The 15,901-nt window shown below is 70.0% G+C and carries 8 protein-coding genes; all 8 read left to right on the top strand.

Features of this window, described 5'->3' with window-relative positions; translation table 11 throughout:
- Positions 1-760 precede the first annotated feature (760 nt).
- The 8 genes from D7W82_RS20380 (at position 761) to D7W82_RS20350 (ending at position 15,829) form a co-directional block, all read left to right on the top strand.
- Entirely contained in the window at positions 761-4,888 is a 4,128-nt protein-coding gene (locus D7W82_RS20380) for an Ig-like domain-containing protein (RefSeq protein WP_120619938.1), read from the top strand.
- A 355-nt stretch (positions 4,889-5,243) separates the two neighbouring features.
- Positions 5,244-5,924, top strand: coding sequence for a 1-acyl-sn-glycerol-3-phosphate acyltransferase (locus tag D7W82_RS20375; RefSeq protein WP_120619944.1), 681 nt, complete (start codon positions 5,244-5,246; stop codon positions 5,922-5,924).
- Positions 5,925-6,056: 132 nt separating this feature from the next.
- Positions 6,057-6,596 (top strand): DUF4833 domain-containing protein, encoded by a 540-nt coding sequence (locus tag D7W82_RS20370; protein ID WP_233587828.1) that lies wholly within the window; start codon positions 6,057-6,059, stop codon positions 6,594-6,596.
- A gap of 254 nt (positions 6,597-6,850) precedes the next feature.
- The gene (locus D7W82_RS20365; RefSeq protein ID WP_147439410.1) at positions 6,851-7,507 is read left to right on the top strand and encodes a hypothetical protein; all 657 of its coding nucleotides are present in this window, start codon (positions 6,851-6,853) and stop codon (positions 7,505-7,507) included.
- Positions 7,508-7,597: 90 nt separating this feature from the next.
- Positions 7,598-7,723, top strand: a complete 126-nt coding sequence (locus D7W82_RS42185; protein ID WP_255417237.1) for a hypothetical protein — start codon at positions 7,598-7,600, stop codon at positions 7,721-7,723.
- A gap of 257 nt (positions 7,724-7,980) precedes the next feature.
- On the top strand, positions 7,981-13,122 hold the full coding sequence (locus tag D7W82_RS20360; protein ID WP_120619936.1) for a non-ribosomal peptide synthetase: 5,142 nt from the start codon (positions 7,981-7,983) through the stop codon (positions 13,120-13,122).
- The gene (locus D7W82_RS20355; RefSeq protein ID WP_120619935.1) at positions 13,119-14,633 is read left to right on the top strand and encodes a condensation domain-containing protein; all 1,515 of its coding nucleotides are present in this window, start codon (positions 13,119-13,121) and stop codon (positions 14,631-14,633) included. Before D7W82_RS20360 ends, D7W82_RS20355 begins: the two co-directional genes overlap by 4 nt.
- Positions 14,630-15,829: a cytochrome P450 gene (locus tag D7W82_RS20350; RefSeq protein ID WP_120619934.1), complete on the top strand. Its 1,200-nt coding sequence runs from the start codon at positions 14,630-14,632 to the stop codon at positions 15,827-15,829. The genes D7W82_RS20355 and D7W82_RS20350 overlap by 4 nt, the downstream gene beginning before the upstream one ends.
- Positions 15,830-15,901: the final 72 nt, after the last annotated feature.

Here is a 15,901-nt window from a genome sequence, read left to right as displayed (position 1 = left end):
GACGGAGCAGCGCGAGGAGTTCTATCCTCAAGCCGTCCGGCTGCTGCACCGCTTGCAGCGCTCCGGTCGGCTCAGTCTGCTCGCGCCTCGCGCTACCCCCTGACAGGACTTACTTCCTCTGGCTTAGGGGCTGTCCCTGATCGTCGGCCCGAAAATGCAACCTGCCGGATCAAGCATCAGGGTTGGACCTGGCTTCGGGGGTATCAGGAGGTTGCCAGCCAGCGCCAAGCATGATCAGCGCTGGCTGTGCGCCGACATGAACTGAGCGATGCCGAGTGGAGCCGCATCGAGCCCCTGCTGGGCTCCCGCAGCGGCCCGCCCTCGAAGCGCTGCGGCTCGACGTGGATGAGCTCGGCTCCCTCGCCGATGCCTCCGTCGTCCGGGCGCATCAGGACGCCTCGGGCGGAAAAGGGGGGGCCGAAGCAATGCTCTGGGACGTTCTCGAGGAGGTTTTTCAACGAAGATTCACGCCGTCACAACGACGGGCGGTAAGCCGCTCCACGTCGCGCTGACGCCTGGCTGGCAGCACGAGTCCACCATGGCCGAGGAACTGCTGGTGCACGCCGAAGGCGACGCTGTACCGCACCGGATTATTGAGACACCAGATTGGTTGTAATCAGGCCGCCTGCTTCGACTGCATCAGCGCTCGCCGGGCCTGACGCAACCGGCGACCGGGTGCGGGCGATAATGCACCGGCTTTGGAGAGAGCAATCTCCAGGGCCGGTGCTGTTTGTGCACCCCTCCAAGGACACCCACCCCCATGCCTGCCCATCTCCCGGAGCGGACCGTCCGCTCCCTCATCGGAGCACTCCTGCTCCTGCTGCTGACCCGCTGTGCCGCGCCCACTGATGCGCCCGCGCCCACCTCCGTGCGTCAGGCGCTCGCGTGCGGCGGCAGCATCGACCAGCACGCCGCGCAGTGCGACGGCACGGGGAAGCTGCTGTCCTGGGCGCCTCCCGCGAACCCGGGCAGCTCCGCCGCGTATGACTATGTGCTGGACCTGAACCAGAACTACCTGCTCGCGCTCCCCAACCTGTCCAACCTCACGAACCCGTCGGTGCCCAAACCCGCCTACTACGCGCACTCGTACCTGTGCAGCGGCACGGCGCCCGGGTGTTCTCCCGCCGGTGCGCCGGTGGGCTGGCCGCACAACCCCGCCGGCCTGAACGCGATGCTCATCGAGTCCGGCCTCGCGTACTCGCCCTACAAGAACGACCCGCGCCTGCGCGACGTCGCACTGGCGCTGCTGGACTGGCACCTGGCGCACGGCATGACTGCCGTGGGGGACCACTGGTCGCGGGTGCCCTACGCGAGCGGCGCCAGCGGCACGCTGACGTATGCGGGCGCGCAAGCGGGCGGCTCGGTGGGCGTGGGCGACGGCGTGGGCTACCTCCAGCCGGAGAAGGTGGGCGCGCTCGCGTGGGCCGCCGTCCAGGCCTTCAAGTTCAATGGCAACACGGCCTACCGCGACATGGCCATCAACGCGGCCAACCAGCTCACCAGCCACCTGCGCACTCCGAGCGCCACCGTGTCACCGTGGCCGTACCGCGTGCGGGCCTCCGACAACGCCGTGCGCACCGGCGCGAACATCGTGGACAACTACGCGTCCAACGTCGTGGAACCCCTCAAGCTGTTCCAGGAGCTCATCCGGCTGGGACAGGCCGGCACGCTGAACGGCGCGCCCGGCTACAGCAGCACCCAGCTGGCCCAATGGCAGAGCACCCAGGCCACCGTCCTCGCGTGGCTTCTGGGCGGCAACGGCCCCATCGCGACGCAGAACTGGACCCAGTACTTCGAGGACGTGGGCTCGGACGCCACCAACAACCTGAACCAGCTCGTCCCCGGGGAGACGGCCAAGTTCCTGATGGACAACCCCGGCCTGGATCCGAACTGGCAGGCGCACGTGCAGAACATCATCGCCTTCATCGAGACGAACTTCGGAGACACACTGGAGTTCGGCGCGCGTCCCATCAAGGAGCAGTACGCGTTCCACTACAAAATGGGCAGCCACACCGCGCGCTACGCCGCCGTGAACGCGCGCTACGCGGAGCTCACCGGGGACGCGGCGGCGAAGGACAAGGCCTTCCGCGCGTTCAACTGGGCCACGTACATGGTGCGCGACAGCGGGCTCACCATCGACGGGCCGTATCCCAACAACGTCTGGTTCACGGACGGCTGGGGTGACTTCATCCGCCACTTCGTCATCGGCATGGGCGCGCAGCCGGACTGGGCGCCCGCCGGGCAGAACCACCTGCTGCGCTCCACCTCCGTCGTGAAGAGCGTCACCTACGGGCCCGGCAACGAGGTCCGCTACACCACCTACGACGCCAGCGCGACGGAGGTGCTGCGCCTCGCCTTCGTCCCCTCGGCGGTGACGGCGGGCGGCACCGCCCTGTCGCAGCGTACGGACCTGGCCGCGGACGGGTGGACCTTCGACACCGGCAACAATGCGCTCCGCATCCGCCACTCGACCAGCGGGGTCATCATCATCTCCGGGGCGCCACCCACCGCCCCCGCCGTCGCCATCACCGCGCCCTCGGCCGGGCAGAACTTCACCGCGCCCGCGACGCTCAGCCTGGGCGCCACGGCCACGCCCACCTCCGGCCGTACGCTGGCCAGCGTCACGTTCCGCGCGGGCGCCACCGTGCTCTGCACCGTGAACGCCCCCGTCTCCACCCCGGTCACCTGCACGGCCACGAGCAGCCTGGGCAATGGCAGCCACACCGTGAGCGCGGAGGCCGTGGACTCCCTGGGAGAGAGCGGCTCCGCGTCGGTGGCCATCACGGTCGCCGGCCCGCCCACGGTCAGCATCCTCAGTCCCGCCTCCGGTGCCACGCTGCCCACGGGGAGCACGACGCTCAGCGCTTCGGTCAGCGCGGGCGCCGGGCGGACCCTCACGCGCGTGGAGTTCTTCCAGGGCACCACGTCGCTCTGCTTCACGACGACCGGCACGGGCTGCACGTGGAACGCGACGGCCGGCACGTACTCCAACGTCTTCGCCCGCGCGACGGACAATGGCAGCCCGGCGCTCGTCACCGACTCCGCGCCGGTGAGCTTCACGGTGAGCCCCTCCGTGGGCGGCGTGCGGCTCGTGGGCGTGGACACCGTGGGGATGCAGAACGACTTCGACAACGGCGGCTCGGTGAACGCCTTCCAGTACACCGCCGTCGCGACAGGGACGCTGGGGACGCTCAAGGTCTTCGCGGCGCCGGGCAATGCCAATGCGTCGCTGTCCATTGGCGTCTACAGCGATGCCTCGGGCGCTCCGGGGACGCTGCTCTCTTCCTGCACGACCCCGGTGGTGGATCCGCTGCCGCTGGTGACGGGGCAGTGGTACGGCTGCACCGCCGCGCCGCAGGTGACGCTGACGTCGGGCACCGTCTACTGGCTGGCGCTGCTGGGCGCGAACGGGGGCGGCGTGTTCCGCTACATGGACCTGCCCACCGGCTCCATGCGCTACTCGCCGACGGGCCTCTCCGCGCTGCCGAGCCCCACGTTCGGCACCTCCACCGTGTACGCGGGCGCGTCCAACGCTTCGATGTATGGCCTCTCCGCGGGTAGCTCCACCGCGCCGACGGTGTCCATCACCCAGCCGGCCGCGAACGCCAACTTCACCGCGCCCGCCAACCTGAACCTCCAGGCCACCGCCACGGCGGGCCCGGGCCGCACGCTCACGAAGGTGGAGTTCTTCGACAACGGCACCACGCTGCTCTGCACGGTGAACGCGCCCACCTCGGCGTCCGTGAGTTGCGGCGTCAGCTCGTTCCAGGACGGCGCGCACAGCGTGACGGCGAGGGCCACCGACGACTCGCTCCAGGCCACCACCTCCGCCGCGGTGCCCCTCTCGCTGTCCAACCCGCCCACGGTGAGCCTCACCTCTCCCTCCGCCAATGCCACGTACACCGCGCCGGCCTCCGTGCCGCTGGCCGCGACCGCCAGCGCGGGCTTCAGCCGGAGCATCGCGCGGGTGGACTTCTACGCGGACGGCACGTCGCTCGTCTGCACCAGCACCACCAGCCCCTACGGCTGCACCTGGACCAATCCCTCCCAGGGAAGCCATACGGTGCGCGCCGTGGCCGTGGACACGGGCAATCCCGCCGCCAGCACGAACTCCGCCACGGTCTCCATCACCGTGAGCAGCGCCACCACCGTGCCCGCGACGCCCACGGGCCTGACGGCGACGGCGGTGTCGCCGGGGCAGATCTACCTGGCGTGGACCGATGCCTCGACCAACGAGAGCGGCTTCCTGGTGGAGCGGGCGCCGGACGTCTCCGGGGCCCCGGGCACCTTCGCTCAGGTCGGGACGCCGGGCGCCAACGTGACGACGTTCAGTGACACGGGCCGGGCCGCGAGCACCCGCTACTGGTACCGGGTTCGCGCGACCAACGCCGCGGGGAACTCGGCCTTCACGGCCAACGCCAGCGCGACGACCCCCGCCGCGCCCACCGCCCTCGTCGGCAACAGCACCGTGCTGACGACGTCCGACTTCGAGAACGCTGGCGTCGCGGCTGCGTTCAACTACGTGGCGAGCGCCAGCGGCAACGTCACGCGGCTGAGCCTCTACGTGGATGCGCAGACGACGGCCACCACGCTCCAGGTCGGCCTGTATGCGAATGGGAACGGGACGCCCGGCGCGCAGCTGCGCACCTGCACCGTCACGCCCGTCACGCCCGGCGCGTGGAACGTCTGCACCATCACGTCACAGGCGGTGACGTCGGGCACGACGTACTGGCTGGCGGTCCTCGGTCCCACCGGCGACGTCTATTGGCGCCACACCAGCGGCACCGGCTCCTACAAGGTGCAGCCGGGCCTGACGACGCTGCCCGCGACCTGGTCCGGCACCGGCGGCTACCCGGGCAGCAACATGTCCGCCTACGCCGGCAACTGAGCCAACGCCCGACTCCCAACGGCCCTTCGCTCGGAACAGGGTGGAGGGCTCCGCCTCCACCCACGCGGACAGCGCGGCGCCTTGGAGCTCGGGCGCCGCCGGCCTGGCAGGGACATCCTCTGGCAGCGTGCTGACTCCTACAGCGTATAGGCGGGAATGTGAGCCCGGTGCGGCAGTCGTGCTCACAGGCGCTGGGCGATGCAGCCTTCGCCCAGCGCCGCTGGACCGCCTTCGTGCACCGGGCGTCATCCATGCCCACCTACGCTGGGTGGATCCATCCATCCGTGACAGAGTGGGAGCCATCCGAATCCTCCTCTCGATCGCGTTCTGGATCTTCTTCGCGCTGTCCAGCGCGATGCTGTTCCTTGGAGCGCTCTTGCTGTGGGCGCTCACCCGCCCGTTTGACGCGAATGGGCGCGTGCTTCACCTGTACTCGTGCTTCTGGGCACAGCTGTATTTCTACGTGAACCCGATGTGGCACCTGCGGGTGGAGGGCCGCGAACGCCTGCCCTGGAGGGGCGCGGCGGTGCTGGTGGCCAACCACGAGTCACTGGGGGACATCCTGGTCCTCTTTGGCCTCTACCGGCCTTTCAAGTGGGTCTCCAAGGCGGAGAACTTCAAGCTGCCGCTCATCGGCTGGAACATGCAGCTCAACCGGTATGTGCCGCTCATCCGCGGAGACCGGGCGAGCATCATCCAGATGATGGCCAGGTGTGAGCGTTGGCTGTCGCGTGGCGTCCCCATCCTGATGTTTCCCGAAGGCACCCGCTCCAAGGATGGGGAGGTGAAGGCCTTCAAGGATGGCGCCTTCACGCTGTCCATCCAGCAGCGCTGCCCCATCATCCCCGTGGTCCTCACTGGCACCGCGCGGACCATGCCCAAGCACGGGCTGGTCATCCAGCAGGCGGTCCACGCCCGGGTGCGCGTGCTGGAGCCCATCGACCCGGAGGGCTTCGCCGGGGACGTGCACGCCCTGCGCGACCACGTGCGCGATGTCATTGTCCGTGAGAAGGCGCGCATGGAAGCCGAGCGCTGAACGTCACGCAACCGGGCCGAATTCTGTGAAAAGTGTGCCGGGCGGGTGACAGTTCCGGGGGACAGCGGTATTCGACATCCCGATATGGCCTCGCGGGCGACCGCCGTCACTGCGCGATGCATGGGGACCCCTATGTTTCCTGAACCCAGGCTTGGCACCCTCACCGCCGTTGCGCTGACGAGTGTCGCGACCCTGGCCTCCGCGGCCGGAGAGCCCCTCCCAGCGCAGTCCGCCTTCTTCCTGACGCGGAGCGAGAACCGGAACCAGGTCCACTACGCCCTGCGCCTGGACGAGGCTTGCCGCCCGGTGGGGACGCGCCCCGTGCAGGTGTACTGGCGGATGTTGGAGCGCGGGCCCTCGGAGGTGGAGGAACTGCTGGGGGTCGAGCAACCCGTGTATGGGCTGGAGGACCCGCAGCCGGTCGAAGCCACGGCGGATGGCTGGCGAATCCGGGTGCGCCTGAAGGCCTTTCCCTCGCGCCCCGTCGACATCACCACCGCGCGGGTCGACGGCAAATGCCAGGTCCAGGCGTGGACGAAGCTGGGCAACAGCGTCTCCCGGCTGGAGCACGTCTTTGTAAAGACATCCTGGCCCTTCTCTGTCGACTTCGTGCGGCTGGATGGGGTGGGGCCGGATGGGAAACCCATCCATGAGCTGATTCGCCAGCCATGAGCGCATCGGGTCCCGCGGACCCGCTGTCTCTTCGGGTTCAGGGTCTTCCGCATGTGGCTGGATGCGCTACGAATCCGGCTTTGTGTGTGGCAATTCCTGTCACAGCCAGCCGGCCCGCGGGATCGGCGGCGTCTGGGAAGGGTCCCTGCGCTGTGATTGGCATCCGCGGTGCACCGGTCTCGGAATGACGAGAGGCGTTTCAGTGGCTCATGGAAACGCTTTTCCCTTCTCGTCATTCCCCAGTGGGTGCCCTCATGACTCGAAAGTTCGTCCAGGCTTTCTCCCTTGTCGCGGCGCTGGTCCTGACCTCCACCACGGCCATCGCCGGTGAGCGGTTGGCGGCGTACATGCCGCGCCTCGACGCCCCGAAGGCTCCCACGCTGGAGTGCACGGACCCCCGGGCGCAGTTGCATGAAGCGGCCAAGAAGGCCGGCGTGAACGTCAACCCGGAAGAGACCGTCACCGTGTCGAAGGACGGCCTGACGTTTACTGGCAGCAGCATCGCCGGCTTCGAGCAGGTCCCCGCCACCGCGCTGCCCGGAGGCGTGGACTTCGGCTTCACCTACCTGGACGCGCCGCAGGCGGGCATCCCCGCCGGCTACTACAAGCTGCGCGCACGCGCGGCCGCCGAGGACATCCAGGTGGGCGAGTACCGCGGCGAGGTGGACGTCATCGACGCAGCTGGCAAGGCCGTGGCCCGTCTGCCCGCCACGATGCAGACCGTCTCCACGGAGGTCCCGAATCCGCTGCCCTTCGCGCGCACCACGGTGGACGCGCAGTTCCGGCAGACGAACTTCATGGGTGGGCGGCCTGACCAGCTCACCCGCTATCACCACTCGCTGATCATCATCTACCACTGCCCCAACGGCACCACGATCATCATCTTCATCGACTACTGGGATTGGTACTGAGCCGCCCTTCGCGGCCCGTCTGAATGAGTGAGCCCCGGCCCCGGAAGCGCGAGTCCCACGCGCCTTCGGGGCCGAGGACGCTGCCGCCCAATGAAAATCAATCCAGCCGTGCTCATCATCACCGGCGGCTTCAGCCTGTTCTTCCTCGTGTCCGGTGTGCGAGCCCTGGTGCGCAAGCGGATGACAGTCGTGAACCCCGCCCATTCCGGGGCGTAGCCTTCCTGGGCCTGGGCATCTTCGCCACGCTGGTGGAGAACGACGTGCTCTGAAGCATCGGACCCGCCCTCGAACAGGGCCCCCCATTCCACCCGGCGTCGATTCATGGAGTCACCCTGGATTGTCACCCGGGATGTTTCCGACTGAGGGCAGCGGGGCGTTTTTTCGCGTGTTAGAGGTCCGGGACACCGGGCTGCCGGGCGGCGAGCCTCCGCGCGGAGAGCCGAGGTGAGAGTCATTGCCTCAGGAGCCCTCGCATGACCTCCACGCCCCCTTCCTCCCGGGTCACCGGAACCGAATACGAACGCCTGCTCGCGAGCCTGCGGCGCAAGAGCCCCTGGGCGCTGGCAGGCCGGAACACAGCGGTGGCGCTGGAGGGCGGGGAGGTGGCCGCGCGCGTCCCGGACTCCCGGGTCGACCACGGTCCATGGCGCTCGGTGGTGGACGTCATCGCGGAGCAGTGCCGGCTGTACGCGGACCGCGTGGCGCTCTCGGATGGGACCACTGAGACAACCTATGCGGGACTGGACGCGCGCACCCGCGCCCTGGCCTCGAACCTGCGGGCCCGGGGCATCGGGCGGGGTGACGTGGTCACGCTCGTGTTGGAGCGGGGCCCCGCCTTCGTTGAGCTCGCGCTCGCGGTCTGGAGGGTGGGCGCGGCCTACCTTCCGCTGTCGCCAGCGCATCCGCGGGCCTGGCGAGAGGACATCGTTCGCAGGGTCGGTGCGGCGCTCGTGGTCGGCTCCTCGCCGGACAGCGCGGCGCCAGGGGTCCCCTTCCTGGATGCGGGGGCCGAGGCGGGCTCCGTCGCGTCGCGGGAGGACGACGCGGTGCTCGTTCCGGAGGACCTCGCGTACATCATCTGCACGTCCGGTTCGACGGGTGAGCCCAAGCTGGTGATGAGCGAGCATCGCGGGGTCGCCAACCTCCTGCACGCCCAGCGGGACCTCCTGGGCGCGTTGGGGCCGGACACGCGCGCGCTCCAGTACTTCCACCCGTCGTTCGACGCGTCCCTGTTCGACGTCCTGCTGGCGCTGCCCAACGGCGGGAGGCTGGAGACCCTGGATGCGGCGCAGCTCTCCGGCGAGCCGCTGGCCCAGGTGCTGGTGCGCCGGCGCATCACCCACGCGGTGCTGCCCGCGACGGTCCTGCGCACGCTGCGGCCGGGCGGCTTCCCCGACCTCCAGATGCTGATGAGCGTGGGAGACGTGTGCTTGCCGGAGACCGTCCGGCAGTGGGGCGCGCAGCACCGCTTCATCAACGGCTATGGCCCCACGGAGGTGACGGTGGCCAGCACGCTCCAGGCCGTGCGCTCCGTGGAAGGCGAGCGCGTGCCCATTGGCCGCCCCATCTCGAACTACCACGTGGTGCTGCTCGATGAGCACCTGCACCCCGTCCCCGACGGAGTCCCGGGGGAGCTGTGCTTCGGAGGCGCCGGGGTCGGACGCGGTTACCTGGGCCTGCCGGACCTCACCGCCGAGCGGTTCATTCCGGATGCGTTCGGCCCGCTGCCGGGAGGACGGCTGTACCGCAGCGGCGACCTGGGCCGGTGGCTGCCGGACGGCACGCTGGAGTTCCTGGGCCGCCGCGATGACCAGGTGAAGGTTCGCGGCGCGCGAATCGAGCTGGGCCAGGTGGAGGCGGCCCTGGCCGCGCTGCCGGACGTGCGGGACGCGGTGGCGCTCGTCGACGGCACGGGGGAGCGTCTGCTGGGCTACGTGATGCCGGTCGCCGGCGCGGTGCTGTCCGGCGACGCGGTGCGCGCGGAGCTGCGCCGCCGGCTGCCCGGCTATCTGGTGCCGGACGTGATGGTGGTGGTGGACGCGTGGCCGTTGAACACGAGCGGCAAGGTGGACCGGGCCCGGCTGCCCCGTCCCCGGCGGATGGAGCGGACCGGCTACCAGCCGCCGGAGTCCCCCGCCGAGGAGGCCCTGGCGGCCATCGCGGCGGCGCTGCTCGGGATGGAGCGGGTGGGGCGGCATGACGACCTGTTCGAGCTGGGCGGGCACTCGCTGTTCGCGACCCAGCTCGTCGCCCGGGTGCGGCGCGTCCTGGGCGCGCAGCTGGAGTTGAGCGCGGTGCTCCAGTCGCCCACGGTCGCCCAGCTCGCGGCCGGTTTGAAGCAAGGGCAGGGCGGGGTGGACCTGGGCCCTCGCGGAGGCGAGCCGGGTGCCGCCATCGCTCCGTCGTTTGGCCAGGAGCGCGTGTGGTTGATGCACAAGCTCAACCCGGACGCGCGGGCCTACCACACGCAAGCCGTCTTCCGGCTGGCGGGGGCCCTGGACCTCGCCGCGCTGCACGCGAGCCTCACGGACATCGTCCGTCGCCACGACGTGATGCGCACCCGCTTCCCCGAGGTGGATGGGGAGCTGCGCTGCGAGCTGGAGCCGCCCTGGGCGGTGGAGGTGCCGCTCCAGGACTTCAGCGGCGTGGGCGAGGACGTGCTGGAGGCCCGGGTGGGCGAGGCGGTCCGCGAGGCGGTCCAGGCGCACTTCGCGCTGGCGGAGGGGCGGCCGTTCCGCTGGCGGCTGCTGAAGGTGGGCGAAGAGGAGCACCTCCTCGTGCACGTCGAGCACCACGTCGTGCATGACGGCTGGTCGTTCAACGTCTTCGTCCGCGAGCTGCTCAACGGCTACGCCGACCACGTGCGCTACGGAGAGGTGCGCCGCCCTCCGCTGGCCGTGCAGTACTACGACTACGCGCGCTGGCAGCGGGAGTGGGTGGGCACGGAGGCCGCGAACGCGCAGCGCCGCTTCTGGCGCAAGGCGCTGGAGGGCGCGCAGACGCAGCTCCAGCTCCCGCGCCGCGCGTTGTCCGGGACCCGGCGCTTCCGTGGGGTGGCGCCCCGGATGGAGCTGGACGCGGAGCTCGCGCGCCGGTTGCAGGACCTGGCGGACCGCAACCACACGTCCCTCTTCACCACGCTGCTCGCGGCGTTCTTCGTCCTTTTGCACCGCTACACCGGCTCGCGGGACCTCCTCGTCGGAACCGCGGTCGCGAACCGGCGCTGGCAGGACACGGAGAGCCTCCTGGGCATGCTCGTCAACACGGTGGTGCTGCGCGGCCAGCTGCACGAGGACCCCACCTTCACGGAGTTCCTGGCGCGGGTGCGGCGCAACACGCTGGAGGTCTTCGACCACCAGGAGCTGCCGTACGAGCACATCTTCGCGGAGTCACCCGCGCGGCTCCAGGGTGGGCTCAATCCGTTGATCCAGACGATGTTCAACTTCCATGACTCGTCGGTGGGCTCGCTGGAAGCGTCCCCGCTCGACGTCACCATCGTCGAGGGCCTGAGCAATGGCTCCGCCAAGTTCGAGCTGTCCGTCGTCGCGGTGCCCCTCTACGCCGAACCGGGACACATCAGCCGGTTCGCCGGGGACCTGGTGACCATTCCCCGCTCCGACAGCGCCGTGCGCTCCAGTCCCCGCGCCTCCCTGAGCGGCATCCTGCTCTCGTGGGAGTTCGACTCCGACCTCTTCGGGGACTTCTTCGTCACCGGCATGCTGTCCGCGTACCAGCAGTTGCTGTGCTCCATCACCGCAGCGCCGGACACCCGCGTGTCCCAGCTGGCCTTGATGAACGAAGCGCAGCAGCGCGCGCTCGTCAGCGTGGGCGCCAGGATGGAGGCTCCCACGTATCAGGTGCATGAGCTGCTGGCCCACTGGACCCGGCTCGCGCCCGACGCTCCGGCGGTGAAGGCGGGGGCCTCCGTGCTGACGTACGGAGCATTGATGCGGCGGGCGGAGACCCTGGCGCACCATCTGCGCGGCCTGGGCGTTGACCGGGGGGCGCTGGTGGCGGTGTGCCTCCACCGCTCGGCGGAGCTGGTCGTGGCCCAGCTGGGAAGCCTCATGGCGGGTGCGGCCTTCCTCTCCCTGGATCCGAAGGCGCCACCGGCCTACCTGGAGTCGATCGTCCAGGACGCCGGGGCCCACGCCCTGGTCACCACGGCGGCGCTGACGGACCGGCTCACCGGCCTGCCCACCGTCGTGCTGGATGACCTTCCCCCGAAGTCCGGTCCGCCGTTGCCCACGGGAAGTCCGTCGGACCTGGCCTACGTCCTCTACACCTCCGGCTCGACGGGCAAGCCCAAGGGCGTTCAAATCGAACACCGCTCGGTCGTGTCGCTCATGCACAAGACGGCCCTGGCCGAGGACCTGGGACCGGGCAAGACGATGCTGGCGATGGCGTCGGTCTCCTTCGATGTGTCGGTGCTGGAGGTCTGGGGGGCGCTGTTGAACGGCGCCGCGGTCCACTTCCTGCCGCCGGTCTGGGATGTGCCGGCGCTGGCCCGGTGCCTCGTGGAGGAGCGCATCACGCATGCGGTGATTCCCCCCGTGGTGGTGCCCCGGCTGGCGGCGGAGGCCCCGGAGTCCTTCGCCGCCCTGGACCGGGTGATCGTGGGCGGGGAGCCCTTTCCCCCGGAGGCGTTCCGCACGCTTCAGCGAGCAGGCTTCACGAAGCTGACGAACGCCTACGGCCCCACGGAGGCCACCGTGATGGCCAGCGCCTACAAGCTCGACGAAGGGCATGATGCAGAGGCCACGAACGTGCCCATCGGCCGGGCGCTGTTCAATGCCCACGTCGTCGTGCTCGACGCGTCCGGGCAGGTGGCGCCGCCGGGCGCCGTGGGGGAGATCTGCATCGGAGGGGACGGTGTGGCGCGGGGGTACCGGGGCAGGCCGGAGCTCACCGCGGAGCGGTTCGTGCCGGATCCGTTCGCGGCGCATCCTGGTGGGCGGCTCTACCGCAGCGGAGACCTGGGCCGGTGGCTTCCGGGGGGCATCATCGAGTTCCTGGGACGCCGCGATGAGCAGGTGAAGGTCCGGGGCTTCCGGGTGGAGCTGGCGGAGGTGCGCGCCGCCCTGGCCGGACATCCCGGCGTGGCGGACACGCTCGCGGTCATCGACTCACGCGCCGAGGAGCCCCGCCTCGTGGGCTATGTGGTGGCCGAGCCGGGAGTCGCGGTGGCCGCGCAGGCCGTGCGCGAGGACCTGGCGCGCAGGCTGCCGGGACACCTGGTGCCCTCGGAGGTCGTCGTCCTTGAGGCGTGGCCGTTGACCCCGCACGGAAAGGTGGACCGCTCCCGGCTGCCCACCACGACCCCACGGAGTCCGGAAGCGCCCTTCACGGCGCCCAGGACCGAAACCGAGGCCCGCATCGCGGCGGTGGTCGCGGAGCTGCTGGGCATCACCCGGGTGGATGTCCACGAGAGCCTGCTCGCGCTGGGCATGCATTCCTTGCAGGCGATGCGGCTGGCCTCGCGGCTGGGCCGGATGATGGGGCGAGAGGTCGGGCTCGCGACCATCCTCATGGGGCCCACCGTCGCGCAGCTGGCCGACGCGCTCACCGTGGCGCCGGCCGTCTCCACCACGATCAAGCGATTGCCGCGCGCATGACGACCGTGTTCCCGATGTCCTTCGCCCAGCAGCGGCTGTGCTTCCTGCACCGGATGGATCCCACCGGCGCTGCCCACGCCACGGTCCGCTGCCACCGTGTGGTGGGGCCGCTGGACCTGAGAGCCCTGCGGGAGTCCTTGGACGTGCTGGTGGCCCGGCACGAACCGCTGCGGACCGTCTTCCCGCTGGGAGCGCAGCAGCACCTCTCGCCGCATGGAGAGGCACCTCTCCACGTCGTGGACGTGGCGACCGAAGCCGAAGCCCTGCGCCACGTGCAAGCAGAGGCGGCCCGTCCGTTCGACCTGGAGCACGGACCGCTGCTGCGGCTCACCGTGCTCCGGCTGGAGCCCCGGACGCACTTCCTTGTCTTCGCGCTGCACCTGCTCGCGGCGGACGGCGGGTCGCTTCAGGTCTTCTCCGAGGACCTGGCTCTCGCCTACCGCGCGGCGGTCCTGGGCGAACCCACGGGCCTGTCCGAGCTGCCCGTGCAGTACGTGGACTGGTCCGCGTGGCAGCGCGAACAGCTCACCGCTTCACGGCGCGAGTCCCTGTCGCGCTGGTGGCGCGAGCGGCTGTCCGGCGTCCCCCTCTTCCTGGACCTGGTGGCCCCGCGTCCAGCGCTGGGCCAGGGACGCCGTGCGCATCGCGTGCTTCCCACCGCCATTGCCCGGTCCGTGCACGCTCTCGCGAGCGCTGAACGCCAGACGGTGTTCACGGTGCTGGCCGCCGCGTGCGGCCTCGTGCTCGGTCAGCGTGCGGGACGTGAGCGGGTGTTGCTGGGGCTGGCCGTGGCCAACCGGGACCTGCCCGAGGTCGAGCGCGTGCTCGGGTTCTTCGTCAACACCGTCGTGCTGGAGGTGGACCTGCGCGGCGACCCCGACTTCCGCCAGCTGCTCACGAGGGTGGCCGCTTCCACGGCGGACGCGTACGCACACAAGGACCTGCCCTTCGAGCAGCTCGTGGAGGACCTGTCGCCTCCCAGGGATCCCACGCGGTCTCCGGTGGTCCAGGTGAACTTCGCCTACCATCCGCCCCACACGGCGGGAGCGCTGGCCCTGCACGGCTGCGAGGTGACGGAGCTGCCGCTGGACCTCCCCTCCGCGAAGTTCGAGCTCACCCTCCGGGTCGAGGAGCGCTCCGACGGCCATCTCACGGTGTGGGCTGAATTCGATGAGAGTCTCTTCGACATCGCGTTCATCGAAGGGCTGCTGGCGGCCTACGAGGAGATTCTTCGGACCGTGAGCCCCGAAGCCCGCCTGGCGAGCCTGCGTCCGCCCCCGACCGCGACGGAGGCGCACCTCGCCCGCATCTTCGCGGACGTACTGAAGGTCGCTTCGGTCGACCCGTATGACGACTTCTTCAGGCTCGGCGGTCATTCCCTTCAGCTGATTGAAATCGCGGCCCGGGTCCGGGCGGAGCTGGACCGGGACCTCGGAGTGCGTGAGCTGTATCAGCATCCCACCGCGGCGGGCGCCGCCGCCCTGCTGACACGAACAGGAGCTTCCCGATGAGCAATTCCTATCCATTTCCCAAGGACTGGCAGCATCCGCTGGAGCCTCCCGCTGACTACAAGCGGTTGAGGCAGGAGGCCCCGGTGTGTCCGGTCCGGCTGTTCAACGGCAACACGGCATGGTTGGTCAGTCGCCATCAGGACGTGCTCGCGGTCCTGAGCGATACCCGGATGGTCCTGGACTCCACGCTGCCAGGGTTCCCGCACATCTCCGCCTCCTCGGCGGCCCGGCAGGAGCGGACCCTGCCTTTCTTCTTTCGCCCGGACGCGGAGTACCGGGTGCAGCGGGCCATGCTCGTGCAGGAGTTCCTGCCCCGGCGGATGGAGGCCCTGCGACCGCGAATCCAGCGCACCGTGGATGAGGCGCTCGACACGATTCTGGCGGGCCCTCATCCGGTGGACCTGATGGCCGCGTTCGCGCTGCCCGTCGCCATACGCGTCATCTGCGACCTGCTCGGGGTGCCCCATGACGGCGCGGAGCGCCTGCACGTCCTCAGCCGGACCATCGGCTCCCGGGCCTCGTCGCGCGAGGAGGCGATGGCGGCCCTGGCCGGACTGGATGACGTCTTCCTGGCGCTGGTGGAGGCGAACCTGCGTGAGCCCACGGACACGCTCATCGGTCGCGTCGTGTCCGAGCAGGTGGCGACGGGCAAGCTGAGCGCCCCGGATGCCGCCGCCATGTTCCATGCGCTGTTCTACGCGGGCCACGGGCCGCCCGCGTACATGTTCGGACTGGGCACGCTGGCGCTGCTGCTCGACCCAGGGCAGCTGGCGAAGTTCCGCGCGATGGAGGACCCCGCGGCCATCACCGCAGCCGTCCAGGAGCTCCTGCGCTTCGTCAATGTCTCGCACCTGGGCCGGCAACGCGTCGCCACGGTGGACGTCACCATTGGCGGCCAGCTCATCCGCGCCGGTGAAGGCATCCTCGCCCAGCCAGATTCAGCCAACCGCGACGAGACGGTCTTCGAGGAGCCGGACCGGCTGGACCTCCAGCGCGAGACGCACCGGAACTTCGCCTTCGGCCATGGCATCCACCTGTGCACGGGGCGAGCGCTGTCGCTCATCGAGTTCGAGGTGGTCTTCAAGACGCTCTTCCAGCGCATCCCCACGCTGCGGCTGGCCGTGCCGCCGGAGGAGATCCGCTTCAAGAAGGATGAGAACCTGCTCGGCGTGCACGAGCTGCCCATCACCTGGTAGGCGCGTCAGAAGGAGAGGGGACGACCTGGGATGGCCCCCGTGCCGGGGCCAGCCTCCCAGGCTGCGTGGGCG

The sequence above is a fragment of the Corallococcus sp. CA049B genome, assembly GCF_003611685.1.
GTDB lineage: Bacteria > Myxococcota > Myxococcia > Myxococcales > Myxococcaceae > Corallococcus > Corallococcus coralloides.
Note: the sequence above shows the minus strand (reverse complement) of the source record. Positions and strands in the feature narration are given on the sequence as shown.